The sequence below is a fragment of the Mycobacterium shottsii genome (genome assembly GCF_010728525.1).
Lineage (GTDB): Bacteria > Actinomycetota > Actinomycetes > Mycobacteriales > Mycobacteriaceae > Mycobacterium > Mycobacterium marinum.
Genome location: NZ_AP022572.1, coordinates 4,298,819 through 4,324,195 on the forward strand (window position 1 = coordinate 4,298,819; position 25,377 = coordinate 4,324,195).

At 64.9% G+C, this 25,377-nt stretch carries 15 protein-coding genes and 13 pseudogenes; 20 read left to right on the forward strand and 8 right to left on the reverse strand.

Translation table 11 applies throughout. From position 1 onward, the window contains the following. Window positions 1–56: 56 nt before the first annotated feature. The 4 genes and pseudogenes from G6N41_RS19875 to G6N41_RS19890 form a co-directional block, all read left to right on the forward strand. The gene (locus tag G6N41_RS19875) at window positions 57–617 is read left to right on the forward strand and encodes an isochorismatase family protein (RefSeq protein WP_198965459.1); all 561 of its coding nucleotides are present in this window, start codon (window positions 57–59) and stop codon (window positions 615–617) included. Then, on the forward strand, window positions 617–1,414 hold the full coding sequence (locus G6N41_RS19880) for a nuclear transport factor 2 family protein (RefSeq protein WP_198965460.1): 798 nt from the start codon (window positions 617–619) through the stop codon (window positions 1,412–1,414). Before G6N41_RS19875 ends, G6N41_RS19880 begins: the two co-directional genes overlap by 1 nt. A gap of 81 nt (window positions 1,415–1,495) precedes the next feature. Next, on the forward strand, window positions 1,496–2,812 hold the full coding sequence (locus G6N41_RS19885; RefSeq protein ID WP_198965461.1) for an ABC transporter substrate-binding protein: 1,317 nt from the start codon (window positions 1,496–1,498) through the stop codon (window positions 2,810–2,812). Further along, window positions 2,809–3,750: pseudogene (locus G6N41_RS19890) on the forward strand (carbohydrate ABC transporter permease); the annotation flags it as partial. The gene G6N41_RS19885 and the pseudogene G6N41_RS19890, both read left to right, overlap by 4 nt. A 9-nt stretch (window positions 3,751–3,759) precedes the next feature. On the opposite strand, the pseudogene G6N41_RS19895 reads toward G6N41_RS19890, so the two are convergent. After that, a pseudogene (locus tag G6N41_RS19895) lies at window positions 3,760–4,633 on the reverse strand (IS5 family transposase). Window positions 4,634–4,682: 49 nt separating this feature from the next. On the opposite strand from G6N41_RS19895, the gene G6N41_RS19900 reads away from it, so the two are divergent. Further along, the gene (locus tag G6N41_RS19900; protein WP_198965462.1) at window positions 4,683–5,525 is read left to right on the forward strand and encodes a carbohydrate ABC transporter permease; all 843 of its coding nucleotides are present in this window, start codon (window positions 4,683–4,685) and stop codon (window positions 5,523–5,525) included. A 5-nt stretch (window positions 5,526–5,530) separates the two neighbouring features. Continuing rightward, a pseudogene (locus tag G6N41_RS19905) lies at window positions 5,531–6,499 on the forward strand (ABC transporter ATP-binding protein); the annotation flags it as partial. 9 nt (window positions 6,500–6,508) lie between these two features. Here the strand turns inward: G6N41_RS19905 and G6N41_RS19910 are convergent. Then, window positions 6,509–7,379: pseudogene (locus G6N41_RS19910) on the reverse strand (IS5 family transposase). Between the two features lie 48 nt (window positions 7,380–7,427). Here G6N41_RS19910 and G6N41_RS30115 point away from each other — a divergent pair. The 13 genes and pseudogenes from G6N41_RS30115 to G6N41_RS19970 form a co-directional block, all read left to right on the forward strand. Beyond that, window positions 7,428–7,532, forward strand: a pseudogene (locus tag G6N41_RS30115) (hypothetical protein); the annotation flags it as partial. Window positions 7,533–7,625: 93 nt separating this feature from the next. Further along, the gene (locus G6N41_RS19915) at window positions 7,626–8,600 is read left to right on the forward strand and encodes a patatin-like phospholipase family protein (protein ID WP_198967937.1); all 975 of its coding nucleotides are present in this window, start codon (window positions 7,626–7,628) and stop codon (window positions 8,598–8,600) included. A 204-nt stretch (window positions 8,601–8,804) separates the two neighbouring features. Continuing rightward, on the forward strand, window positions 8,805–10,544 hold the full coding sequence (locus G6N41_RS19920; protein WP_407663835.1) for a PE family protein: 1,740 nt from the start codon (window positions 8,805–8,807) through the stop codon (window positions 10,542–10,544). Between the two features lie 206 nt (window positions 10,545–10,750). After that, window positions 10,751–11,587 (forward strand): DUF3097 domain-containing protein, encoded by an 837-nt coding sequence (locus G6N41_RS19925; protein ID WP_020729239.1) that lies wholly within the window; start codon window positions 10,751–10,753, stop codon window positions 11,585–11,587. A gap of 653 nt (window positions 11,588–12,240) precedes the next feature. Then, window positions 12,241–13,454 (forward strand): annotated as a pseudogene (locus tag G6N41_RS19930) (PPE family protein). A 438-nt stretch (window positions 13,455–13,892) separates the two neighbouring features. Then, window positions 13,893–14,114, forward strand: a pseudogene (locus tag G6N41_RS19935) (PE family protein); the annotation flags it as partial. Window positions 14,115–14,155: 41 nt separating this feature from the next. Beyond that, window positions 14,156–15,027, forward strand: a pseudogene (locus tag G6N41_RS19940) (IS5 family transposase). A 4-nt stretch (window positions 15,028–15,031) separates the two neighbouring features. Further along, window positions 15,032–15,130: pseudogene (locus tag G6N41_RS19945) on the forward strand (PE family protein); the annotation flags it as partial. A gap of 10 nt (window positions 15,131–15,140) precedes the next feature. Beyond that, window positions 15,141–15,587, forward strand: a pseudogene (locus G6N41_RS19950) (PPE family protein); the annotation flags it as partial. A gap of 79 nt (window positions 15,588–15,666) precedes the next feature. Next, window positions 15,667–16,784 (forward strand): annotated as a pseudogene (locus G6N41_RS19955) (IS3 family transposase). Beyond that, entirely contained in the window at window positions 16,781–17,671 is an 891-nt protein-coding gene (locus G6N41_RS19960) for a PPW family C-terminal domain-containing PPE protein (RefSeq protein WP_231608613.1), read from the forward strand. Before G6N41_RS19955 ends, G6N41_RS19960 begins: the two are co-directional and overlap by 4 nt. A 36-nt stretch (window positions 17,672–17,707) precedes the next feature. After that, on the forward strand, window positions 17,708–18,001 hold the full coding sequence (gene esxG / locus G6N41_RS19965) for a type VII secretion system protein EsxG (RefSeq protein ID WP_012394694.1): 294 nt from the start codon (window positions 17,708–17,710) through the stop codon (window positions 17,999–18,001). Window positions 18,002–18,036: 35 nt separating this feature from the next. Beyond that, window positions 18,037–18,327: a WXG100 family type VII secretion target gene (locus tag G6N41_RS19970; protein WP_198965464.1), complete on the forward strand. Its 291-nt coding sequence runs from the start codon at window positions 18,037–18,039 to the stop codon at window positions 18,325–18,327. A gap of 10 nt (window positions 18,328–18,337) precedes the next feature. Here the strand turns inward: G6N41_RS19970 and G6N41_RS19975 are convergent. Together G6N41_RS19975 and G6N41_RS19980 are read right to left on the reverse strand one after the other, a co-directional pair. Next, window positions 18,338–19,209, reverse strand: a pseudogene (locus G6N41_RS19975) (IS5 family transposase). A 38-nt stretch (window positions 19,210–19,247) separates the two neighbouring features. Further along, window positions 19,248–19,814, reverse strand: a pseudogene (locus G6N41_RS19980) (VOC family protein); the annotation flags it as partial. Window positions 19,815–19,908: 94 nt separating this feature from the next. Between G6N41_RS19980 and G6N41_RS19985 the strand changes: the two are divergent. Beyond that, window positions 19,909–20,595, forward strand: coding sequence for a TetR/AcrR family transcriptional regulator (locus G6N41_RS19985; RefSeq protein WP_081435712.1), 687 nt, complete (start codon window positions 19,909–19,911; stop codon window positions 20,593–20,595). Window positions 20,596–21,023: 428 nt separating this feature from the next. Here G6N41_RS19985 and G6N41_RS19990 read toward each other — a convergent pair whose 3' ends face one another. The 4 genes from G6N41_RS19990 to G6N41_RS20005 form a co-directional block, all read right to left on the reverse strand. Further along, window positions 21,024–21,935 carry a universal stress protein gene (locus G6N41_RS19990; RefSeq protein WP_198965465.1) on the reverse strand — a complete coding sequence of 304 codons (912 nt, stop codon included), beginning with the start codon at window positions 21,933–21,935 and terminating at the stop codon, window positions 21,024–21,026. 166 nt (window positions 21,936–22,101) lie between these two features. After that, on the reverse strand, window positions 22,102–23,355 hold the full coding sequence (locus G6N41_RS19995; protein WP_198967938.1) for an acyltransferase family protein: 1,254 nt from the start codon (window positions 23,353–23,355) through the stop codon (window positions 22,102–22,104). Window positions 23,356–23,459: 104 nt separating this feature from the next. Beyond that, the gene (locus G6N41_RS20000; RefSeq protein ID WP_198965466.1) at window positions 23,460–24,242 is read right to left on the reverse strand and encodes an SDR family oxidoreductase; all 783 of its coding nucleotides are present in this window, start codon (window positions 24,240–24,242) and stop codon (window positions 23,460–23,462) included. Window positions 24,243–24,282: 40 nt separating this feature from the next. Next, complete coding sequence (locus G6N41_RS20005) at window positions 24,283–25,365, reverse strand: LLM class flavin-dependent oxidoreductase (RefSeq protein WP_020729221.1); 1,083 nt, start codon at window positions 25,363–25,365, stop codon at window positions 24,283–24,285. Window positions 25,366–25,377: the final 12 nt, after the last annotated feature.

Sequence of the window (25,377 nt, forward strand, 5' to 3'; positions counted from 1 at the left end):
GGCCGGTTTGTCCCGCCGCGCGGTAACCACGTCCCGCTGGCGATATGGTGGACGCTGTGCGAGCGTTGATCATCGTCGATCTGCAGAACGATTTCTGCGCCGGCGGCGTGCTGCCAGTGCACAACGCTGACCTCGTGGCACGCGCGATCAACGACTATCTGGCTGGTGGCCCCGGATATGACCGGGTGGTGGCCACCCAGGACTTTCACATCGATCCTGGTGCTCACTTCTCGGATTCCCCGGATTACTCATCGTCGTGGCCGCCGCACTGTCGTGCCGGCAGTACCGGCGCCCAGTTTTGTCCGGATCTGGACGTCGCCCCGATTGAGGAGGTGTTCCGAAAGGGCGCCTACTACGCTGCCTACAGCGGATTCGAGGGCGTGGATCACCACGGCACGACGCTGGAGGACTGGCTGCGACAGCGAAGTATCGATGCGGTCGACGTGGTTGGCGTTGCCACCGACCACTGCGTGCGTCAGACCGCCGAAGGCGCGGTTCGGGCCGGCTTCGCTACCCGGGTGCTGCTGGACCTGACCGCGGGCATTTCGGCCGAGACAACCGAGGTGGCGCTGGCCGGGATGCGTACCGCCGGGGTCGCGTTGGTCGGGAGCCGGTAATGGCCCTACCCAAGCGCGACGATCTCCTGGCCGCCGTCGAGCGGTCGCCACGGGCCGCCGCGGCTCACGATCGCGCCGGCTGGGTGAGCCTGTTCACCAGCGACGGCCGCGTCGAAGACCCAGTGGGGTCGATGCCACACGTGGGGCATGAACAGATCGGCCGGTTCTTCGAAACGTTCATCGGTCCACGAGACATCAAGTTCCACCGGGACCTCGACATCGTCTGCGGCACGGTGGTGCTGCGCGATGTCGAACTCGAGGTGGCAATGGCTGCGGGCGTCACGATGTTCGTCCCCGCCTTTCTTCGCTACGACCTGCGAAAGGCCAGCGACGAATGGAAGATCGCCGTGCTGCGGGCGTATTGGGACCTGCCGGCGATGATGCTGCAGTTCCTGCGCGGGGGAGCGCAGGTAGCCAAGCCCGCACTCATGCTCTCCCGGGGTTTACTGGGCAATCAGGGGTTGCGCGGGACCGCGGGTTTCATGACCGGATTCCGGCGGTCGGGTACGCGTCACCAAGCGCTGGTGTCGACCTTCCTCGACGCCGTCGTTCGTGGCGACAGCCAGGCCGCAACGCGGACCCTATCGGACACGGCCACAATAACTTTGGGTGACGACGATGTGCTGGAGCTGGCTGAACTCATCGAGCAGCTTCGTCGGGCCACCTGGTCGAAGATGATCGGATCCGGATCCACCGTCACGGTGTCAGTTGTCACTGATCACGGGCGGGGCATCATGTTCGCCGAGTTGCCCTGGCGAGGCAATGAAATCCACCGAGTCCGCTACTTCCCGAGCTGATCGCGGCCTATCCGGCGCAACGCGGGTACTAAGGACCTAGATACCGTCGGCGTTGGAGCCGGGGCCACCATCGGGAGCGAAATGTTCGACAAGCCGCTGCGGCGCCGGGAGCTGCTGCGGGGTGCTGGATTACTCACCGCAGCGGCCCTGGCACCGGTGGCGGCCGGTTGCGCTTCCGACGATGACGCCCTGACGTTCTTTTTCGCGGCGAATCCTGAGGTAGCGGACGCCCGGATCCGGGTTGTCGACGCGTTCGGGCGCAGTCATCCCGACATCAAGGTGCGGACGTTGTTGTCAGGTCCGGGGGCCTTGCAGCAGATATCGACGTTTTGTGCCGGCGGCAAGTGTCCGGATGTATTGATGGCGTGGGAATTGAGTTACGCCGAACTGGCCGATCGAGGCGTGTTCCTGGATCTGAACACCATGCTGGCGCGGGACCAGAAGTTCGCCGACGAGCTGGCCGCGGACAGCATCGGGGCACTGTATGACACCTTCGCCTACAATGGGGGTCAGTACGCGTTTCCCGAGCAGTGGTCGGGAAACTTCCTGTTCTACAACAGAGGGCTCTTCGCGGACGGCGGTGTGCCACCTCCGCCGACCAGCTGGGACCAGCCCTGGAGCTTCGCCGAGTTTCTGGACACGGCCCGCGCGCTCACCAAGCGCGACGGCGCGGGCCGGGTCACGCAGTGGGGATTTGTCGACACGTTTGTGCCGCCGCTTTCGGCCGGGCTGTTCGCGTTGAACAACGGCGTACCGTGGTCGACTCCGCGGATGAATCCGACCCACCTCAATTTTGACGACGACGCTTTCATCGAGGCCGTGCAGTTCTACGCGGACCTGTCCGCCAAGCACCAGGTGGCCCCCACCGCATCGGAGCTGCAGTCGATAGCCACCACCGACCTCTTCTCGTTGGGCAAGGCGGCGATGGCCCTGGGCGGCCATTGGCGATACCAGACCTTCGACCGCGCCGACGGGTTGGAGTTCGAGGTCACCGCGTTGCCGTTGGGTCCTAACGGGCGCGCTGCGTGCTCCAACATCGGCGCCGCCGGCCTGGCGATTGCGGCCAGCAGTGCACGCAAAGAACAAGCCTGGGAGTTCGTCAAGTTCGCCACCGGTCCGGCCGGGCAGGCGTTGATCGGCGAGACCGATCTGTTCGTCCCTGTGCTGGGGTCCGCGCTCAACTCGGCCGGGTACGCCAAAGCCCACCGCAGGGTTGACAATCTGGCTGTGCTCACCGCGGGGCCGGGCCACTCACAGGGGCTACCGATCACACCGGCGTGGCCGAAGGTCCACGCCTTGATGGATCGCAACTTCGGCCCGGTTCTGCGCGGATCTCGGCCCGCGACATCGTTGATCGGCATGTCGCGGGCCCTTGACGAAGTGCTGCGCAGCCCATGACGTCCATCGACACGCGCAGCACGCCAGAACCTGGCGCCGAAACGGGCCGGTCGCGCCGCTGGCAACGCCGCTCGTGGGCCGGCCGCATGTTCGTGGCTCCAAATCTGGCCGCCGTTGCGATGTTCCTGTTGTTCCCGCTGGGATTCTCGCTCTACATGAGCCTTCAGAACTGGGACCTGTTCCGCGCTCCCACCTTTGTCGGTTTGCAGAACTTTGCCAAGCTGTTCACGTCTGACCCGTTGTTTCTGATCGCGCTGCGGAACTCGGTGGTCTACACCGCGGGAACCGTCGTGCCGACCGTTCTGATCAGCCTCGTGGTGGCTGCTGTGCTGAACCGAAAAGTGCCCGGAATCGGTGTCTTTCGGACAATCGTCTTCCTGCCGCTGGCCATCTCGTCGGTGGTGATGGCGGTCGTGTGGCAGTTCGTCTTCGATACCAACAACGGGCTACTCAACATCATCCTCGGCTGGATCGGAGTCGGTCCCGTCCCGTGGTTGATCGAACCCAGATGGGCCATGGTCTCGCTGTGTCTGGTCAGCGTGTGGCGAAGTGTCCCGTTCGCCACCGTCGTCTTGCTGGCCGCGATGCAGGGCGTCCCCGAGACCGTTTACGAGGCCGCCAAAATCGATGGCGCGGGCGAGATCAGGCAGTTCGTGTCCATCACGGTCCCGCTGATTCGTGGCGCAATGTCGTTCGTCGTTGTCATCTCGATCATTCACGCCTTCCAGGCGTTCGACCTCGTCTACGTCCTCACCGGTCCCAACGGCGGACCGGAAACGGGAACCTATGTGCTGGGCATCATGCTCTTTCAGCACGCCTTTTCGTTCCTGGAGTTCGGATATGCGTCCGCGCTGGCCTGGGTGATCTTTGCCATCTTGCTGGTGTTGACCGTGCTGCAGCTCCGGATCACCCGGCGACGGTCGTGGGAGGCGTCTAGGTCCTGTCTGCTAATTGCGGACGCGGTGGTAGGTGATGATGGCGGCCAGGGTGACACCGCCGAGGTAGGTCAGGGCGTATTTGTCGTAGCAGGTGGCGACCGCGCGCCAGTGTTTGAGCCGGTTGAATCTTCGCTCGACGGTGTTGCGGTGCTTGTAGATTCGGCCTGAGAACCCCGGAGGCCGTCCTCTGTTGCGGCCTTTGGCTTTGCGGCGGGTGATCTGGTCGCTGCGCTCGGGGATGGTATGGGCGATCTTGAGCCGGCGCAGCTGTGCCCGCGTCGAGTCATGGGAGTACGCCTTGTCCGCCAGCAGGCGAAACGGGGCGTATGAGTTGCTGCACCGGGCGGCCAGCAATGGCCAAAGCATCGGATTATCACCGGCTTGACCGGCCGACAGTGCCAGGGTGACCAGACTGCACAGCTGGTCGGTCAAGGCGTGGATCTTGGTAGTCAGCCCGCCGCGGGAACGCCCAATGGCGTGGTCATCGGGCTCATCGAGATATTTCTTGTAATTCGACAGATCCCCCTGTGCGGCGCCCGGGGCGCGCTCCGGCTGCGTGTTGGTGGGCGCGCACACTGGTCGAATCGACCGACAACAGTGCGCCCAGGTCGGCGTCCTCGGCGTCGAGGTCAGAGGCGATCGCCGCGAAGATCCGCGCGTAGATGCCATCGACCGACCAGCGTAGATGCCTCTCGGCCACCGATTGCCAGGGACCGAAGTGCTCGGGCAGGTCACACCACGGAGATCCCGTACGGTAACGCCAGATAATGCCCTCCAGAGTACGTCGATGATCGTTCCACGGCCGGCCACGCCGCCGCCCCGCAGGCAACACCGCCACGATCAGCGACCACAAATCATCAGAAATCGCATGCATCCGCATCACCCAAACAGCATCAGCCAAAACACCATTCACATTAAGCAGACACGCCCTAGTGGGCTCAGCTAACCGGGTGGTGCAGCGCAAGATTGTGCGTGCTGTCGCCCTCTATGCGGCGCTGATCGTGATCGCTTGGTGTGCTCTGTTTCCGATTCTGTGGGCCCTGTCCGGCTCACTGAAGAAGAGCGGTGAGGTCAGCGAGCCGAGATTGTTGCCGTCGTACCCACAGTGGTCCAACTACGCTGAGGTATTCACCTTGATGCCCTTCTGGCGAATGTTCTTCAACACCGTGCTCTATACCGGTTGCGTCACCGCCGGGCAGATCTTCTTCTGCTCACTGGCCGGATATGCGTTTGCGCAACTCGAGTTTCGAGGCCGCGACACACTTTTCGTCCTCTACCTGGGCACCTTGATGGTGCCGCTCACCGTGACGGTGATTCCGCAGTTCATCCTGATGCGAACGGTAGGCTTGGTGGACACGCCCTGGGCGATGATCGTGCCGGGACTGTTTGGTAGCGCGTTCGGGACCTATCTGATGCGCCAGTTCTTCCGGACGCTGCCGAGCGACTTGGAGGAGGCCGCGACTCTCGATGGTTGTTCGCCGTGGCAGATCTACTGGCGAATCCTGCTGCCGCACGCCCGGCCAGCGGTGATGGTGCTCGGTGTACTCACCTGGGTCAATGTGTGGAACGACTTCCTATGGCCCCTGTTGATGGTCCAGCGCGACAGCATCGCCACGTTAACCCTCGGTCTGGTGCGGATGCAGGGAGAGTACGTGGCTCGGTGGCCGGTACTGATGGCAACATCGATGCTGATTCTGTTGCCACTGGTGGTCGTCTACGCCGTCGCGCAACGCGCCTTCATCCGTGGTATCGCCGTGACTGGACTGGGCGGGTAACCCGGGTGGCTTCGGTGAGTTTCGAGGGGGCAACACGTCGATACCCGGGTGCGGACCGTCCGGCCGTCGACAGCCTTGATCTCGAGGTCGACGACGGAGAATTCGTGGTGCTGGTCGGTCCGTCCGGCTGCGGCAAGACGACGTCGCTGCGGATGCTGGCCGGATTGGAAAGGGTAGATGCCGGGCGGATCCGGATCGCTGAGCGCGACGTCACCAATGTCGATCCGAAGAGTCGCGACGTGGCGATGGTGTTCCAGAACTATGCCCTGTACCCGCACATGACCGTGGCACAAAACATGGGATTTGCGCTGAAGGTCGCCAAGACCCCCAAGGCCGAGATCCGCGACCGGGTCCTTCAGGCAGCGAAGCTGCTCGATCTCGAGGCTTATCTCGATCGCAAGCCCAAAGACCTCTCGGGCGGCCAGCGCCAGCGAGTAGCGATGGGGCGCGCTATCGTGCGCCGCCCCCAGGTGTTCCTGATGGACGAGCCGCTATCGAATCTTGATGCCAAGCTGCGGGTGCAAACCCGCAACCAGATTGCCGGACTGCAACGGCAGTTGGGTACCACCACCGTCTACGTGACCCACGATCAGGTAGAGGCCATGACCATGGGCGATCGTGTTGCGGTGCTGTGCGACGGCGTACTACAACAATGCGCGGCCCCGCGTGAACTCTACCGCCGGCCCGACAATGTGTTTGTCGCCGGATTCATCGGATCGCCGGCCATGAACATGTTCATTCTGCCGATCGTCGATTCGTCAGTGTTGCTGGGGGATTGGTTGATTCAGCTACCCAGGGAGGTGACCGTGCCGGCACCCGAGGTCGTCGTCGGAGTCCGGCCCGAGCACTTCGAAGTGGGCAACCTCGGAGTCGAAATGGAAATTGACGTGGTCGAAGAGCTCGGCGCCGACGCCTACCTTTACGGTCGGATCATCAACGGCGGCGCGATGATCGATCAATCCGTTGTGGCTAGGTCCTGTCTGCTAACTGCGGACGCGGTGGTAGGTGATGATGGCGGCCAGGGTGACACCGCCGAGGTAGGTCAGGGCGTATTTGTCGTAGCAGGTGGCGACCGCGCGCCAGTGTTTGAGCCGGTTGAAGCTTCGCTCGACGGTGTTGCGGTGCTTGTAGATTCGGCCTGAGAACCCCGGAGGCCGTCCTCTGTTGCGGCCTTTGGCTTTGCGGCGGGTGATCTGGTCGCTGCGCTCGGGGATGGTATGGGCGATCTTGAGCCGGCGCAGCTGTGCCCGCGTCGAGTCATGGGAGTACGCCTTGTCCGCCAGCAGGTGAAACGGGCGTATGAGTTGCTGCGCCGGGCGGCCAGCAATGGCCAAAGCATCGGATTATCACCGGCTTGACCGGCCGACAGTGCCAGGGTGACCGGACTGCACAGCTGGTCGGTCAAGGCGTGGATCTTGGTAGTCAGCCCGCCGCGGGAACGCCCAATGGCGTGGTCATCGGGCTCATCGAGATATTTCTTGTAATTCGACAGATCCCCTGTGCGGCGCCCGGGCGCGCTCCGGCTGCGTGTTGGTGGGCGCGCACACTGGTCGAATCGACCGACAACAGTGCGCCCAGGTCGGCGTCCTCGGCGTCGAGGTCAGAGGCGATCGCCGCGAAGATCCGCGCGTAGATGCCATCGACCGACCAGCGTAGATGCCTCTCGGCCACCGATTGCCAGGGACCGAAGTGCTCGGGCAGGTCACACCACGGAGATCCCGTACGGTAACGCCAGATAATGCCCTCCAGAGTACGTCGATGATCGTTCCACGGCCGGCCACGCCGCCGCCCCGCAGGCAACACCGCCACGATCAGCGACCACAAATCATCAGAAATCGCATGCGTCCGCATCACCCAAACAGCATCAGCCAAAACACCATTCACATTAAGCAGACACGCCCTAGAGCGGATGGCAGCAACCCGCCCGAGCGGGGTAGTCGGGTGCGGCTGTATCCACAACCGGCGCAATTGCACTTCTTTACCGTCGACGGCCGCCGTATCGCTTGAGCCGCAGCGTTCCGATCGGGTTCATGCCCCGGCGCCGGAACCCTCCGTCGTCCGGCGCGCCGCCTACCGGCAAATCGACTCGATCGGGCTACCCTGGCGCCCGTGAGCGCAGCGCGTGTCGATCTGGTGTGCGAAGGAGGCGGCGTCCGCGGCATCGGGTTGGTCGGTGCGGTGGATGCCTTGGCCGAGGCCGGTTACGAGTTTCCGCGTGTCGCGGGCAGCAGTGCAGGTGCCATTGTCGCTGCGATGGTCGCCGCTTTGCAGACCGCCGGTGAACCGCTGTCGCGGCTCGCGGAGATCATGCGCACCCTCGATTACCGGAAGTTCCTTGACCGTAACCTGATCGGGCATATTCCGTTGATCGGTGGCGGGCTCTCGCTGCTGGTGTCCGACGGGGTCTATCGAGGCGCGTACCTCGAGCAGCTGCTCGCCGGCTTACTCGCTGATCTTGCCGTGCACACTTTTGGCGATCTGCGCACCGGCGAGCAGCCCGAGCAGTTCGCCTGGTCGCTGGTGGTCACCGCCAGTGATCTGTCCCGGCGCCGGCTGGTCCGCATCCCGTGGGATCTGGACTCCTATGGCCTTGACCCGGACGAATTTTCGGTGGCGCGGGCGGTGCACGCCTCCTCGGCCATCCCCTTCGTCTTCGAACCCGTTCGGGTGCGCGGAGCTACTTGGGTCGACGGTGGTTTGCTGTCCAATTTTCCGGTGGCACTGTTCGATCGTGCCGACGGCGAACCGCGGTGGCCGACCTTCGGAATCCGGCGGTCGGCGCGCCCGGGAATTCCTCCCACCCGTCCGGTGCACGGTCCAGTGTCATTGGGAATCGCCGCGATTGAGACGCTGGTGAGCAATCAGGACAACGCCTACATCGACGATCCATGTACCGTGCAACGCACCATCTTCGTACCGGCTGACGGCGTGAGCCCGATCGACTTCGACATCACGTCCGAACAACGGGATGCGCTCTACCGGCGCGGATTACAGGCGGGCCGCAAGTTTTTGCAGAGTTGGAATTACGCCGACTACCTGACTGAGTGCGGGAGTCCTGCCGCGCCCTCGCCCTAGCGTCTTGCCCCGGCGCGCTTGGACGAGAGGACTCAGCGGATATCGGCGGAGCGATTTTGGTCAATGCCGCCCAACTTGCCTCGGACGAACGTACCATTTGCACCAATTCCGAGTGTGTCGTGGATCACTTTGTCGCGACCGGCGACGAAAAGTCACTGGGAGGTGTCGATCTTGCAGGTCACCGTGGTGCCCGCGGTAGTTGAGATGGCGGCCAACGATCTGGCAACTATTGGTTCGACGATCAGCCAGGCCAATGCGGCCGCGTTGGCTCCCATAACGGGGCTACTGCCGGCGGGCACCGACGAAGTTTCGGCGGGCATTGCGGCGTTGTTCGAAGCGCACGGGAACGCATATCAGACGCTCGGCGCTCAGACGCTGGCATTGCACGAGCAGTTCGTCAAGCTGATGAGTAGTGGAGCCGCGCAATATGCCGCCGCTGAGGCGGCCAACGCGTCACCGTTGCAGACGGTCGAGCAAGCTGTGCTCGACCTGATCAATTCCCCCGCAGTGGCGCTGACCGGGCGTCCACTGATTGGCAATGGCGCCGACGGGGCGGCGGGGACCGGCGAAAACGGCGGCGATGGCGGCTGGCTCATCGGCAACGGGGGCAACGGCGGGTCCGGAGGGGTCGGCCAGAATGGCGGTAGCGGCGGTTCGGCCGGGCTGTGGGGCCGCGGTGGCAACGGCGGCCTGGGCGGCACCGGTGCCGACGGCGCGAGCGGTCAAGCCGGCAGCGCGGGCGGTGCCGGGGGTTCGGGCGGTCACGCCGGGCTCTTGTTCGGTAACGGCGGTAGCGGGGGCCTCGGCGGTGTGGGTGGACAAGCGACCGGCGCCACAACAAGCTCGGATTTGGGCGGTGTCGGAGGCGCTGGCGGCAATGGCGGCTCCGGTGCCCACGGTGGCTGGCTGATCGGTAACGCCGGAAATGGCGGGGACAGTGGCGGCGGTGGCGGCAGCGACGAAATCCAAGCCGGTGTCATGAACGGTGCCACCGGCGGCAGCGCCGGACTCGCCGGTGGGGGCGGCGACGCGGGGGTCATCGGCAACGGCGGAGCCGGCGGTAGCGGCGGAAAGGGAGCCGCCGGGTCCACGCTAGGGGGTGCAAGCATCTTCGGCGGTAGCGGCGGCAATGGCGGCTCCGCGGGGGATGGCGGTGCGGGTGGTTTGGTACTGGGCAATGGCGGCGCCGGTGGTAATGGAGGTCAGGGCGGCGACGCTGGCGCCAAAGGTTTCGCGGGCTTCGGCGGCCTTGGCGGCGAGGGCGGCTGGGTTGGCAACATAACGCTCGGACCGATCGGCGTCGATGGCGTGGGGTTGATCGGTCACGGCGGCGACGGTGGCAACGCCGGTGACGTGGGGGCCGGTAGCCTCAGCGTTCAGTTTGGCGAAACAGGCGGTTCCGGTGGTCAGGGCGGGCTCCTCTACGGCAACGGCGGCAACGGTGGCAATGCCGGCAGCGGCGGAAGCAGCGGCTTCGAAGGCGTGGCGGGCCAGGGCGGAGCCGCGATGCTGATCGGCAACGGCGGGGCTGGTGGGAACGGGGCCACCGGTGGGACCGGCTTCGGCAACGAACTCCAGGAATCCGGGGGTGCCGGCAGCGACGGCGGCATCGGCGGTAGCGGCGGCCTGCTGTTCGGCAACGGTGGCGCCGGTGGCAACGCCAGGGACGGCGGCGTGGGTGGAACCGGCTTCGCCGGTGGTGACGGTGGTGTCGGCGGCCAGGGCGGGTCAAGCGGACTGTTATTCGGCAACGGCGGTGACGGTGGCGACGGCGGGGCCGGCGGAACCGGCGGCGGTGCGGGCACCGGCGGTGCCGGCGGCAATGGTGGCAATGCCGCGCTCCTGATCGGTACGGGCGGCAACGGCGGAGCCGGTGTCCCGCCGGCGGCCGGCGGCTCCGGTGGCAGGGGAGGACTGATCGGCTCGGCCGGGCAGAACGGGTAGGGGTAGCCGATTGCGGGTGCGCTGCCTCAAACCTGTTGTGCCCAGACCAGCGGCCACCGGCGCGGATCCCGCTTTTCCAGGAGCTAGCTTCCGAACCCGTCATCAGCTGCCCGACATCGTGCAAAATGTTTCCAGCGCAGCGATTTTCGAGGTCTAACCGGCGCGCCGCAGCGACGATCGCCCGTCCGGTTTCCTACTATTGCCGCGTGGTGGATCGCTATGGAACCGATGTGCTGGCCGCGGGAGCGCGACGCAAACCCCGATCCGTTGAGCACCCGGTGGAGCTCGGCATGGTGGTCGAGGACGCACAGTCGGGCTACGTGGGTGCGGTGGTCCGCGTCGAATACGGCCGCATCGATCTCGAAGACCGGCACGGCAAAACCCGCGGATTTCCACTCGGCCCGGGCTATCTGATTGACGGTCGCCCGGTGATTCTCACCGCGCCGAAGCGGCCCGCCCCGTCCGGCCCGGGCCGGACGCGATCGGGCTCCGTCGCGGTCGCGGGGACGCGTGCCCGAGTTGCCCGCGCGAGCCGGATCTATGTCGAGGGCCGCCACGATTCCGAACTGATATCCCAGGTTTGGGGCGAAGACTTGCGCATCGAAGGCGTCGTCGTCGAATATCTCGGCGGCGTTGACGACCTGGTCCAAATCGTTGCCGACTTCAGACCCGGTCCGGACTGTCGGCTGGGTGTTCTGGTGGACCACCTGGTCGCCGGCTCGAAAGAGGCACGGATAGCCGAGGCGGTACGCCAGGGACCGGGTGGTTGCGACACCCTGGTCGTTGGTCATCCCTATGTCGATATCTGGCAAGCCGTGAAGCCGCAGCGGCTTGGTCTGAAGCAGTGGCCGAATGTGCCGCGACACATCGAGTGGAAGCACGGCATCTGTGAGGCGCTCGGCTGGCCGCATGCCGATCAGGCGGACATCGCCAGCGCCTGGCAGCGCATCCGCTCCAAGGTGCGGGACTGGAACGATCTGGAACCGGCGTTGATCGGCCGGGTGGAAGAACTCATCGACTTCGTGACCGCGCCTGGCGTGTGACCGCCGCCCACTGCGGCGCCATTGTCCGTCGCGCCGAGGACGGACCGGGTGCGTGCCGCGGAGCTGGTGGCACGAGCTGGCCATCCTCTGGCAGCTCGCGCATTGATGGCACGCCGCGGGAAAAATGATCGCCTTGATTTCATTTCGCGCTCCGGTGCGAGGGCAGGCTGCGCATTCGTGCACGAGCCGTTGGGCCTGGCCCAGCATCCGGCCGGTGACGGTCCGTCACGCACGATGGCAAAACCGCGGCGCGACGCCGGCGATCTCGCACGCTGGCTCCCGCTAGAACCGCCCGCAGCGGATTCCACCGACATTGTGTTCTGCGCCACAGTCTTTAAGGAAGCGATTAGCAAACCTAAGCAGCCGTCGACGGCGAGATCGGCTGGGGGTGCGTTGCTACTCGTGGGCGCAGGCATGCGCAGCCGCCAACATCCAACACACCCCTGCGCTGTCGGGCGTGGTGATGCTCGTGTCTATGGTGTAGATCACTGCGTAGTGGCGTCACGTATGGCTGCGCGCCATGCGCCAGATACCTGTGACCGCATATTTGTTCGCCGTGCCGGAAGGAGTGAGTGCATGACCGGCTTGCTTGTAGTCGAGTCTTTCCACGTGAGGCGGGTGCGTGATGTGGCGCCCGGCGCGGGTGTGCGCGCATGACGGCGGCTATTTGGATGGCTGCACCTCCTGAGGTGCATTCGGCTTCGTTGAGTACGGGGCCGGGACCGGGGCGTTGCAGAACGCTGCGGCAGCGTGGGCGTCGTTGAGTGCTGAGTACGCGTCGGTCGCCGAGGAGCTCGCTGGTTTTCTTGGCGGGGTGCAGGCTCAGGCGTGGCAGGGGCCGAGCGCGGCCAGCTATGTGGCGGCTCATCTGCCTTATGCGGCGTGGCTGACCAAGGCCAGTGCCGACTATGCGGTGATGGCTGCTGAGCATGAGGCGGCGGCTGCGGAATATGTTGCGGCGCTGGCGGCGATGCCTACCTTCGCGGAGCTGGCCATCAACCACGCCGCTCACGCGGTGTTGCTTGGGACGAATTTCTTCGGGATCAACACCATACCGATTGCGCTTAATGAGGCCGACTATGCGCGGATGTGGGTCCAGGCGGCCAAGGTTATGAGTTTCTATGAGGCGGGCTCGACTGTGGCGCTGGCTGCTGCGCCGCGCGGCGTGCCGGCCCCGGTGGTGCTCAAAGCTGTTGCGGCGGAGGGCGTTTCTGCGGCCCCTCTGCCCGCCGCGCCTGCCGACGGGCCGTCCATTCTGTGGATCCTGGTTCAGATCATTCTGATACTGCTCGAGATCCTGTATGCCATCGTCGCCTACACGATCATCTTGGCCTTTGTCCTGCCTTTTCTGATCCTTGTGGAGGCGTTTGTCTTCACGATTCTGGGGCTCATGTTCTCGATCTTCGTGGGGTTCCTGGGGCTGCTATTCGGGCCCCCGCTTCTTACGATCGCCGCGCCATTGCTCCTCAACGGCGCTGTGATCGGGTTGTCGACGGGGCTGCCGGTCTCATTGGCGACGGCATTGCCGATTGGCATTCCCGCGTTCCTGGCGGACCAGTCGCGCAGGGGTGAGTTGGGCGATGCCGGCCAGGACCAGGTGGTGTTCGTGGGCGCGCGCGGGGGGGTGGCGCCGTCGTTGGCGGAGCCAACCGCGCCGGCGCCGGCGGCGGGACTGGCCTCGACTGGATCGGCGGTGCCGGCAAGCAACCCGGCTTCGGCGGTGGCTTCTGAGCGGGGTGCCGACATGTCGAACTTTGCCGGCACCTCCGCCAAAGGGTCCACTGTGCGCCCGGCGGGGTTGATGGTTTTGGGCGGCAGCGAGTTTGAGGGCGGCTTGCGGGAGCCGATGCTGCCGGCGACCTGGTAACCAGGCGTAACGCGACTCTCACGTGGGCGTGGCCTGTGGGGTACGCAACACGCCGAAGTCCTGAAAAGTCAAAAGAATGTCTTGGAATGTCAAGAGACGGTCGCCGTGTTGCGGCACCGTAGGTGGCGTGGACATCCACCGTCACGGGGCTGTCCTGACGATGACCGGTTGTGGTGTCGCTGTGGCGGCACCACGGGCACGGCTGAACTGGCTACGACGGGCTGATGCCTCGCTACGGGCCGAGGAATGCGAGGAGTGGATGGTGCAGGCGAGGCCGCCGGGCGACCCATTGTTGCTATCGGTGGAGTCACGACGGCGGAATGTATGGAATGCACTGTGCTGTAGGTCTATTGAAGTTCAGTTTCTTTGGCTCGCATTCCGTGCGAGACGCGGTGGAAAGCAATCGAATTTCGTTGATGAGTCAGAAGGGGGAAGGTAGTGGTATTGCGGGTAGTTCCTGAAGGTCTGGTCGCGACCAGCGCGGCCGTGGAGGCGTTGACCGCTCGGCTGGCAGCTGCCAATGCTGCATTGGCGCCGCTGATTACTGCGGTGGTACCGCCGGCGGCTGATCCGGTGTCGCTGGAGGCGGCGATCGGGTTCAGCGCGCACGGTGTCGAGCATGTCGCCGTCACTACGGAAGGCATTGAGGAACTAGGGCGTGTCTGCTTAATGTGAATGGTGTTTTGGCTGATGCTGTTTGGGTGATGCGGACGCATGCGATTTCTGATGATTTGTGGTCGCTGATCGTGGCGGTGTTGCCTGCGGGGCGGCGGCGTGGCCGGCCGTGGAACGATCATCGACGTACTCTGGAGGGCATTATCTGGCGTTACCGTACGGGATCTCCGTGGTGTGACCTGCCCGAGCACTTCGGTCCCTGGCAATCGGTGGCCGAGAGGCATCTACGCTGGTCGGTCGATGGCATCTACGCGCGGATCTTCGCGGCGATCGCCTCTGACCTCGACGCCGAGGACGCCGACCTGGGCGCACTGTTGTCGGTCGATTCGACCAGTGTGCGCGCCCACCAACACGCAGCCGGAGCGCCCCGGGCGCCGCACAGGGGGATCTGTCGAATTACAAGAAATATCTCGATGAGCCCGATGACCACGCCATTGGGCGTTCCCGCGGCGGGCTGACTACCAAGATCCACGCCTTGACCGACCAGCTGTGCAGTCCGGTCACCCTGGCACTGTCGGCCGGTCAAGCCGGTGATAATCCGATGCTTTGGCCATTGCTGGCCGCCCGGCGCAGCAACTCATACGCCCCGTATCGCCTGCTGGCGGACAAGGCGTACTCCCATGACTCGACGCGGGCACAGCTGCGCCGGCTCAAGATCGCCCATACCATCCCCGAGCGCAGCGACCAGATCACCCGCCGCAAAGCCAAAGGCCGCAACAGAGGACGGCCTCCGGGGTTCTCAGGCCGAATCTACAAGCACCGCAACACCGTCGAGCGAAGCTTCAACCGGCTCAAACACTGGCGCGCGGTCGCCACCCGCTACGACAAATACGCCCTGACCTACCTCAGCGGTGTCACCCTGGCCGCCATCATCACCTACCACCGCGTCCGCAATTAGCAGACAGGACCTAGGCCGTTCCGGTGTTGGTGTGGGTGAATCGGGTCTGAGCTATGCCAGTGGTGACGCCGCTGCAGCGTTGACCTATGGGTTGTTCATGTGAGCCACTCGAGATGACGTCGCCCATTTGGATGGCTGCTCCGCCTGAAGTGCATTCAGCGTTACTGAGCAGCGGCCCCGGGCTCGGACCGCTGCAGGCGGCTGCGGCCGCCTGGGCGGGCCTCGGCGAGAAGTTCGCGCTGGCGGCGGTTGACATCAGCTTTGTGCTTGGTGAAGTCAGCTGGCAATGGGAAGACGCAGGCGCAGAAAGCTATGTAGCCGAACATATTCGGTATAAGGCATGGCTGGCCGAGACGGCCCTGGTGTGTGCCGAAGCTGCCGCAGCCCTTGAGGCCGCCGCAGCGGCATACAGCGGCGCGTTGGCCGAGATGCCAACGTTGACGGAGTTGGCCGAAAACCACACCGTGCACGAGGTGTTGGTTGCAATTAACTTCTTTGGCGTCAACGTGGCTCCCATCGCTCTAAACGAAGCCGACTATGTGCGGATGTGGATTCAGGCTGGCCTGACCCCGATCGGTTGATCCACGGCTTGTGAGAGTCTTGTGGCCCACGTTGTGGGCAGGAAGGCTCGACAAGATCATGGCGACGAGGAAACGGCACAGTCCGGAGCAGATTGTGCGCAAGCTGATGACCGCGGACGGGCTGTTGGCCGAGTGCAAGGACACCGCGGCGGTCTGCCGCGAGCTGGGGGTCTCTGAGGCTACCTACCACCGGTGGCGCAACCAGTTCGGCGGCCTGAAGGCCGAGGACGCTAAACGGCTCAAGGACCTCGAACGCGAGAACGCCGCACTCAAAAGGTTGTTGGCCGATGCCTAGTTGGAGAAGGACGCGCTGTGGGAGATCGCCCGGGGAAACTTTTAGGCCCGGAGCGCCGGCGGGCGGCCGTTCGTCATCTCCAGCGCGTGCTGGGGGTCAGCGAGCGGTTTGCCTGCCGCGTCACCGGGCAGCACCGCGCCACCCAACGCCACGAACCGGTTGCGGGCACGCCGGCCGATCCTGACGCCGCTCTGAGGGAGTGGCTACGCGACTACGCCAACAAGCATCCTCGTCGCGGGTTCCGACCGGCCTACCACGATGCCCGCGGCGAAGGCTGGGAAGTGAACCATAAGAAGGTGCAACGGCTTTGGCGTGAGGAAGGACTGCGGGTCCCGCAGCGTCGCAAGTGCAAACGGCACGGCACCTCCACCGCCCCGCCACGGGTAGTCGCCGATGCACCCGATCGGGTGTGGGCGGTGGACTTCCAGTTCGACGTGACCACCGATGGGCGGCCGATCAAGATCGTGTCGATCATCGACGAGCACACCCGCCAATGCCTCGGCGGTATGGTCGAGCGCAGCATCACCGGTGATCACCTCACCGAGGAGTTGGGCCGCATAGCCGCCGGGCGCGGGGCCTTACCCGCGGTGCTGCGGTGTGACAACGGACCCGAATTGGCTTGCAGCGCAATGGCAGACTGGGCCGAGGGCCAGGTCGGACTCCACTTCATCCCGCCCGGCGAGCCATGGCGCAACGGCTATGTCGAGTCGTTCAACTCCCGCATCCGCGACGAGTGCCTCAACATCAATAGCTTCTGGTCACTGGCCCAGGCCCGTGTCGTCATCGGCGACTGGAAGCACGAGTACAACCATCATCGGCGGCATTCATCGCTGGGCTACCTACCGCCTGCCCGCTATGCTGCCGCCTGTACCCACCGATGAATGACTCTCGTTCGCCGCGGACCAGTTCACGGGGTCAGGCCAAGACCGCTGGCGTGATGGGCGTGTATCAGGCCTGCTCGACCGCTGCGTTGGCGGCAGTGCCGCCAGCGGTTCCGGCGCCGGTGCTGGTGAATCCCGGTATCGACGCGCCAGCCGTCGCGGTCAGCCACTTGGACCTGCTTGCTGACAACGACGACTCGGGACACGCCGAATTCGGAAGCTTCATCGACACGGCATCCGTGCTCTCGGACGCCTCCTACTCAACCGCTTTCGGATCCATGTTCGATCAATCGAGCATCGGTGTGGATTGCGTTACCGTTGCTGCCCATCACATCGGTGCTGCGTACTACGTCCACTATTGGCAGTACCAGTTTCTGCCGCAGTTCGGTGCTCTGCTCAACGAAAACCCCTCCCTAGCGGTCGGTCTCCTGTCCATGGTTCAGGCCGCCGCGGCCGGTGCTGTGGCGCCGGCCACCATCTCGCCGGCGGCGGCAGCCGGGGTTTCGTTGTCGGCCAGTTTGCCGCTGGGAATCACCCAGCATCTCGGAGACGTGCCGATTTCCGTTGGGGATCAAGGGTCTTACCGTGATGTGCTGCGCGGGCCGGATGAGGTGTCGGGGGTGGGCCAGGCTGCGCGGCCTTCATCGGTACACGACACTTCCGGCGTAGAGCCGATGCCGCTCGAGGCCGGCAGCCAGCACGCGGGAACGTCGGGCTTTGCCGGAACTACTGCCAGCAAGGCGGTGGTGCAACCGGCCGGGCTGGTGCTCTTCGGCGGTGATGAATACGGGCGCGGTGCAGCCAGTCCGCTGTTGCCCAGTCTCTGGCAACCAAACTGTTTCGCCCCGGTGGGCGAGAACAGGATGGTGGAGCTGGCGTTGTCATAGGTAGTACGCCGAAACATATCGATAGAAAGGACATTTATGAGTCTGTTGGATGCCCACATCGGCCAGTTGGTGGCCTCGCAGTCGGCGTTTGCCGGCAAAGTCGGGCTGATGCGTCACACCATCGGTCAGGCGGAGCAATCGGCGCTGTCGGCGCAGGCCTTCCACATCGGCGAGTCTGCGACGGCCTTTCAGGCCGCGCATGCCCGCTTTGTGGAGGCCGCCGGAAAAGTCAACACCCTGCTGGACGTGGCGCAGGCAAACCTCGGGGATGCCGCGGGCACGTATGTGGCTACCGATGCCGCCGCCGCATCGAGCTATCCCGGCTTCTGAGTTTCCCAACACGTTGCCTCGAGGAAAGGATCCATATGTCACAGATCATGTACAACTACCCGGCGATGCTGGCTCATGCCGGCGACATGTCGGGCTATGCCGGCTCGCTGCACGGCCTGGGTGCTGATATCGCCGCCGAGCAGGCCGCGCTGTCCAATGCCTGGCAGGGCGATACCGGTCTGACCTACCAAGGTTGGCAGACCCAGTGGAATCAGGCCATGGAGGACTTGGTGCGCGCCTATCAGTCGATGGCAAGCACCCATGAATCCAATACCCTGGCCATGAGCGCTCGTGACCAAGCCGAAGCGGCTAAATGGGGCGCCTAAGTCCTGTCTGCTAATTGCGGACGCGGTGGTAGGTGATGATGGCGGCCAGGGTGACACCGCCGAGGTAGGTCAGGGCGTATTTGTCGTAGCAGGTGGCGACCGCGCGCCAGTGTTTGAGCCGGTTGAAGCTTCGCTCGACGGTGTTGCGGTGCTTGTAGATTCGGCCTGAGAACCCCGGAGGCCGTCCTCTGTTGCGGCCTTTGGCTTTGCGGCGGGTGATCTGGTCGCTGCGCTCGGGGATGGTATGGGCGATCTTGAGCCGGCGCAGCTGTGCCCGCGTCGAGTCATGGGAGTACGCCTTGTCCGCCAGCAGGCGAAACGGGGCGTATGAGTTGCTGCACCGGGCGGCCAGCAGTGGCCAAAGCATCGGATTATCACCGGCTTGACCGGCCGACAGTGCCAGGGTGACCGGACTGCACAGCTGGTCGGTCAAGGCGTGGATCTTGGTAGTCAGCCCGCCGCGGGAACGCCCAATGGCGTGGTCATCGGGCTCATCGAGATATTTCTTGTAATTCGACAGATCCCCCTGTGCGGCGCCCGGGGCGCTCCGGCTGCGTGTTGGTGGGCGCGCACACTGGTCGAATCGACCGACAACAGTGCGCCCAGGTCGGCGTCCTCGGCGTCGAGGTCAGAGGCGATCGCCGCGAAGATCCGCGCGTAGATGCCATCGACCGACCAGCGTAGATGCCTCTCGGCCACCGATTGCCAGGGACCGAAGTGCTCGGGCAGGTCACACCACGGAGATCCCGTACGGTAACGCCAGATAATGCCCTCCAGAGTACGTCGATGATCGTTCCACGGCCGGCCACGCCGCCGCCCCGCAGGCAACACCGCCACGATCAGCGACCACAAATCATCAGAAATCGCATGCGTCCGCATCACCCAAACAGCATCAGCCAAAACACCATTCACATTAAGCAGACACGCCCTAGTCGCTGTATCCGGGCGGGTACCCGCGGGGGGCGCTGGGGAAGGTTGGCGCGTGGCAGATCATGTCCGAAATTCAGAACGCTTGGTTGCTGCGTTGGAAGCGCGGGCAGTTCGTCCATGCCCGCGACCACGCGTACCGACATTCCACTGGGGTCGACCAGATCGACCGTAAGCCCGCCGATGGTCTCCGGCAGTGGTCGTGCGGTTGCCCCGCATTTATCGGCAAGACGCAGGACGTCGACCTCATCGCAGGCCCGGTAGGCAACGCCGGCGAATCGGGTCCGTGGCGCACGGCGCACGATCACACAGGCCGCGCCCGCATCGGTGCCACGCAACCGAAGCTCGTCGGGGCTGCGCCATGCGGTCTGTAGGCCGAAGGCGCGCGCGAACGCCTCGGTACGAACCAGGTCCGGCTTCTCGAACTCGAGCCACGCCAGGTCGACAACTTTGATGATCGGATTACCGGACCTGCCGGGGTGTTCGTCGGGCCGGGCGCCCTGTTCGCTGTGCATGTCCTGATGTACGCCCTTGTTCAGGTCACCGCCGATGTCGACCATCGCGTCCACCGCCACTTCCTTGGTCACTAACTGACGAAATCGTCACATACGAGGCCGCACTCGGTCAACATTTCTGACGAAATCATCACAAGTGATGCATACTGCCTTGGTGACGACATCGGATCGGGGCGCGCCCGCCCAGGCGAACCGCTCGGAGCGGCGTAAGCGGCGCACCCGCACGGCCCTTCTCAGGGCTGCGCAACGATTGATCGCCGAAGGCAAACTCAATGTGCCGGTGCTGGAGATCACCCAAGCTGCCGACGTCGGCATGGGCTCGTTCTACAACCACTTCGATAGCAAGGAGCAGTTGTTCGAGGCCGCTGTCGCCGATGTGCTGGACGCGCACGGGGCGCTGCTGGACCGGTGCACCGCGTCGATCGAAGACCCCGCCGAAACGTTTGCTGCCAGTTTTCGGCTGACTGGCAGACTCTTCCGTCGCCGCCCGCAAGAGAGCGAGATCCTGTTGGCCAATGGCGCGGCCCTGCTGTCCTCGGACCGGGGACTGGCTCCTCGGGCCCTGCGCGACATCAAGGCCGCTTCCGATGCGGGGCGGTTTCGGGTAGAGGACCCGGAACTAGCGCTGGCCATGGCAGGCGGGGCGCTGCTGGGCCTGGGCACCTTGTTGCGGGCCGACCCGCAACGGGACGGCTGTGCGGCCGCCGACGCGGTGACCGAAGACCTATTGCGCTTATTCGGACTCGATGCCGAGCAGGCCCGCGCCATCTGTCGACGCCCACTGCCGGACCTGGACGGCTGGGATCAACCCGACTCGGCCGCGTGATGGCCGCCCTAGGGCGGCGTGTTTGCCGCTGTTCGCGCAGGTAGCCCTAGTGTCGGCCGGAGGCGTGGGTCCGCGGACGATTTCGCGTATCCGTCGACCACAGGGCCGCGCAGCTCGGGCACTGCAGGTGCAACTCGGTCGCGCGATTGCTCAGTAGATATTGCCAATGGGTGCCGCAGTTGCGGCCGTTACGGCAGTCCTGGCATGCGTCGCGGCCCCACGGGCAGCGCGGGCACGGCAGCCAAGCCCGTCGGGAGGCATCGGCGTGTGGATCGATGGGCAGCATGGGCGTGCAACCAGCCTTTCTGTCACTGGATGTTAGGGTAGGCTACCCATATGAACCGCGCAACCCGAATGGCTCGCCGGCCGCCTGGCCGGTGGCTTGGTTCTCGTCAGAAGCGCTGTCGCACAGCGCTTTACGGTCAGAGTTAGCCGGGCGTCGGCGGCGATCGTCGCGCAATCATGACCGGAACATGGGTCAGCAGCACCACCGCGGCGCTGACCAAACCGAACAGCATTGCAGCAAATCCGCCACTGCCATGGCTGCCGATCACCACCAGCTGGGCTTGCGTCGAGCTGTCGACAAGCTCAGGTGCGGCATTGTTGCGCGCGATAATGCGGTGAACGGCGACGTCGGGGTACCTCTCGGTCCAGCCGGCCAGTCGCTCGGCCACGACCTGGTCCTCTCGGGAACGCAGCGTCCGCCAGCCCGGACCGGGAAAGCCGACGATCGGATCAAACACATTCGGCGGTTGCCACGTGTGCACCACGGTCAGATCGACCTTGCGACGTGAGGCTTCGTCGAATGCGAGCGCGATCGCCAGTTCCGAAGTCGGGGAGCCATCGATGCCGACCAGTACCGTGGACCGCTCCCTGTCGGGATTCAAGTCGACGTCATCGTGGATGACGACCACGGGACAGTGCGAGTGATAGATGAGGCCGGCGCTCACCGAGCCCAGGTGGCGTCCCCGCAGGGTGCCGGTACCGAGGTATCCGACCACCAGCAAGTCGGCGTTTTTGGACATGTCGACCAACGCAGACACCGCCGTCCCGCTGGGCATTTCCAGGTTGATCTGGTTCGGGCCGCGCTGACAGCTTTCGTTGGCGATCTGCAGGGCCTCGTCGAGCAGTTGTTGGCCTCGTTCTCGCAGTTTGCCGGTGTGTTGCGGAGCTAACGAGGAACTCAGCCGGGTCCCCGCGGTGGTGGGCAGCACATGAACCAAAGTCAGTGCAACGTTGCGCAACTCGGCGTCGCGCGCAGCCCAGCGGATCGCGATCTTGGAACCGGGCGAGCCGTCGACGCCGACCACAATCCCGGGATGTTTGCCGAACCTGGACATTGGTTTGCCTCGTTCCCCCCTGCCCTTGGATGCTATCGGTGCGCCGTGGGGTTGGCGGGCGAATCAGTGACTGTGGTTGCCGTCGCGGGTTTCCGGCACGGCCGGTCCTTTTCGGTGCGCGGCCGGCCCTCGCCCGTCAGGTGTTGGCGTCGCGGTATGGGGGAGTTCACTCGGCCCTAGCCGGGCGGCAGGCCACTAGCACCAACCCGAAGGCGAAAACGATCGCGGCTACCCATGGAAATCTGCCGGACGGCGCGAAGCCCTCGGTGGCGATGAACCACAGGAAGTACGCCGACATGGCGGCGCCGGTCAGCATGACCGACTCGGCCCACCGCGCCGGCAGCGCCACACCGACCGTGGGCAGCGGAGCCTCGAAGAGGCGCTGAAGCCACCACAGCAACAACATCTCGACCGCGGTGACCAGCATCAGCACCACCTCCCACTCCAGGCGGGCCAACCACCAAGCCGTTGTTCCGAGCTCCGGTTGTGGCAACAGCCCAGCCGGATAGGCGACGACGGCCACGATCACGACCGGCACCATGTGCCACAGATAGAGCGCCATCACGTTGTTGTTGGCGAACGACAGCACCCGATGAACCCGTCTGGATCGCAGTGCGCGATTGAGCGTAGGCGCGGCCATCACCGCGATTCCGGCTTGCAGGCACCCGAACGCCAGCATGGCAGCCGTGGGCGGTGTGGTGTTCTGTACGGCTTGGCCGGGAACGCCGATCATGCTGATCGGATAGTGGCCGATCCAAATCAACAGGGTCAGCGCAATCGCTGACACGGCAGCTAGCACCGCGGGTCGGCTGCCCGTCAACAGCCCCGTTTGCCAAGCGATTCCGAGCTGGTAGAGCATGCCCCAGCAGAACAAGTAGTTCAGCCAGCCCAGCTGGGGGAGATGGCCCCCCAGGGAAACCGCGTCTACCGCCACCACGGCCGCCGCCAGTGCCAGCGGTACGACCAAGCCCCAGCGATCATGTGCGGCAATGGCAATGGGGGTGAGGGCCGCGAGCACCACGTAGACGGCGAGAAACCACAGGTGCATCGCCACCGCCCAACCCGCATAATCCAGCACCGAGCCGGGCACGCCGAAACCGTGCAGCGCGACCACTATTGCCGAGATCAGCCCGACATACACCGCCGTGGGGCCGAGCACTCGGGCCAGCCGATGCCGCACCCAAGCCTCGCGCGAGGCACGGTCGCCGTCGTAGTGGTGTCGCCACGACACCGCACCGGCATAGCCGACGACCAGAAAAAACACCGGCACCGCCTGGAACGGCCAGGTCAGCCACTGCGTCCAGGGCAACTCCACCAGTGGGTTCTGCCGACCGAACCGCCCATCGTGGTAGGTGACGGACCCGGCCAGCCAATGCCCTGCGACGATGAGCACCACACCGGAGACGCGGTAGTAGTCCACCGCAAGGTCGCGCACCGGTTTCTTGGCGCCTGTGTTGGGCCGCGTTTCGGTTGGCGTTGCCTGATGATCGACCTGGCGGGCTCGGTCGCCCCTTCGCTTGCCGATTACGTCACCCACTCCGGCTGAGCCGCGACATCGACGGCACTGAAGTCCTTGTGCGCGAGGCCGGCCACGGTGCCGCCGTCGACCACGAATTCCGCGCCAGTCGAGTAACTCGACTCGTCGCTGGCCAGGTAGACGATCAGATTGGAGACTTCCATGGGTTCGGCGGCACGGCCCAGTGCGGTCTGCAACAGGTCCTCGGGGACCCACTCGGTCATTGGCGTCTTGACCAGCCCGGGGTGGATCGAGTTCACTCGAATGCCGCTGGGCCCCAACTCGAGTGCGGTGGATTTCGTCAGCCCGCGCACAGCGAACTTGCTGACCGTGTAGCCGTGGCTGGCGATGGTGCCGGCCAGCCCTTCGATCGATGAGATGTTGATGATCGATCCGCGGCCGGCCTCCTTCATAGGCTTGACCGCGGCGCGGATCCCCAAAAAGACACCGGTGACGTTGATGTCGAGGATCCGCTGCCATTCCGACAGCGCATAGTCCTCGATGGTCCCGATGTTCAGGATGCCGGCGTTGTTGACCAGAACATGCAGTCCACCGAACTCGTTGACCGCGGTGTCCACCGCGGCCGTCCACTGCTCGGGCTGGGTGACGTCGAGGTGGACGTAGCGGGCCGCGTCGCCCAGTTCGGCGGCGACGGCCCTGCCCTCGTCGTCGAGGATGTCGCCGAGGACCACGTGAGCGCCTTCGGCCACCAGCGCCCGAACATGCGATGCGCCCATGCCGCGTGCGCCGCCACTGACCAATGCGACCTTTCCGGTCAACCGCCCAGCCATAGCCTCTCCTCGTCGCTTCGTTGCGTTGCCGAACCTAGGTTCATATTGGTCGGGATTCCGCCGATTCGTCCACCTCCGGTGGCGCCAGTGCGGCCGCGGGCTCGATGTGCTTGCACCGTCCGACGAGCTCAGCGAGGCTGGCGTCGTCCTCGGCATCGCCCGGAACCGACAAGCTGATCCCCGAGCACACGCCCGAATACCATTCGGCCAGTATGTCGGGGATCTCCGGGTAGCTGCCCTGGGGCACAACGAGATCCATCACTTCGTCGGTGAGGTGGCCGGCGAGATCCGTCCAGTCCGCCCGATGGGCCATCTCGGAGAGGGCCAGCCCGACATCTTCGAGGCCGAAGTACTCCAGCTGTCGGCGATAGGCGGGGGTGCTGTACAGGAACGCCAACTCGGCGCGACGGGGCTCGCGGAGGCGTTCGACGCCATCGTGGGTCGCGGCCATCATGGGCTGGGGATTGGTCACCACGGCGGGACCGCCGTCGGCTCGCTGGACGGTCGCGGCCCCCTGCGCCAGAGCGGGAAGCGTGCTCGCCCGCAGCACGCGCGGGTGTGAGTTGGTGGGGTGACACACGAAGCCGTCCGACAACTCGCCGGCCAGGTTGCACATGCGCCGGTTCACGCCACCGGTCCAGATCCGCGGCGCCCGATGAGCTATCGGGCCCGGGTTGAAGTAGGGCTGCAGCCGCTCGAATCGGTAGTGCGGTCCGCTGTGATGCAGGGGCACGCCGGTCTGGAACGAATCGAAAATCGCGCGTAGCGAATTCACGTAGTCGCCCAGGCGCGACACCGGGTCCGACCACTCGGTGGAGAATCGGCCGACGATGTTGCCGCGCACCTGCGAGGCGATCCCGAGCTCAAAGCGGCCATCGGAATACTTCGCCAGATCCCATGCGGCGTAGGCGGTAAGCATCGGACTGCGCGGAAAGGCCACGATCATGCTGGTGCGAACGATGATTCGCTGGGTATGAGTCAGCGCCAGCGTGGCCACGGTGAACGCGTCATGAATGGTTTCCGGAACATGGATCACGTCGAAGCCCAGCCGCTCCACCCGCTGTGCCCAAGCGGCGACGTCCTTGAGGTCCATTCGCGGCGGCCAGGACGCGATCATCTGCATGGCGCGCCGCGT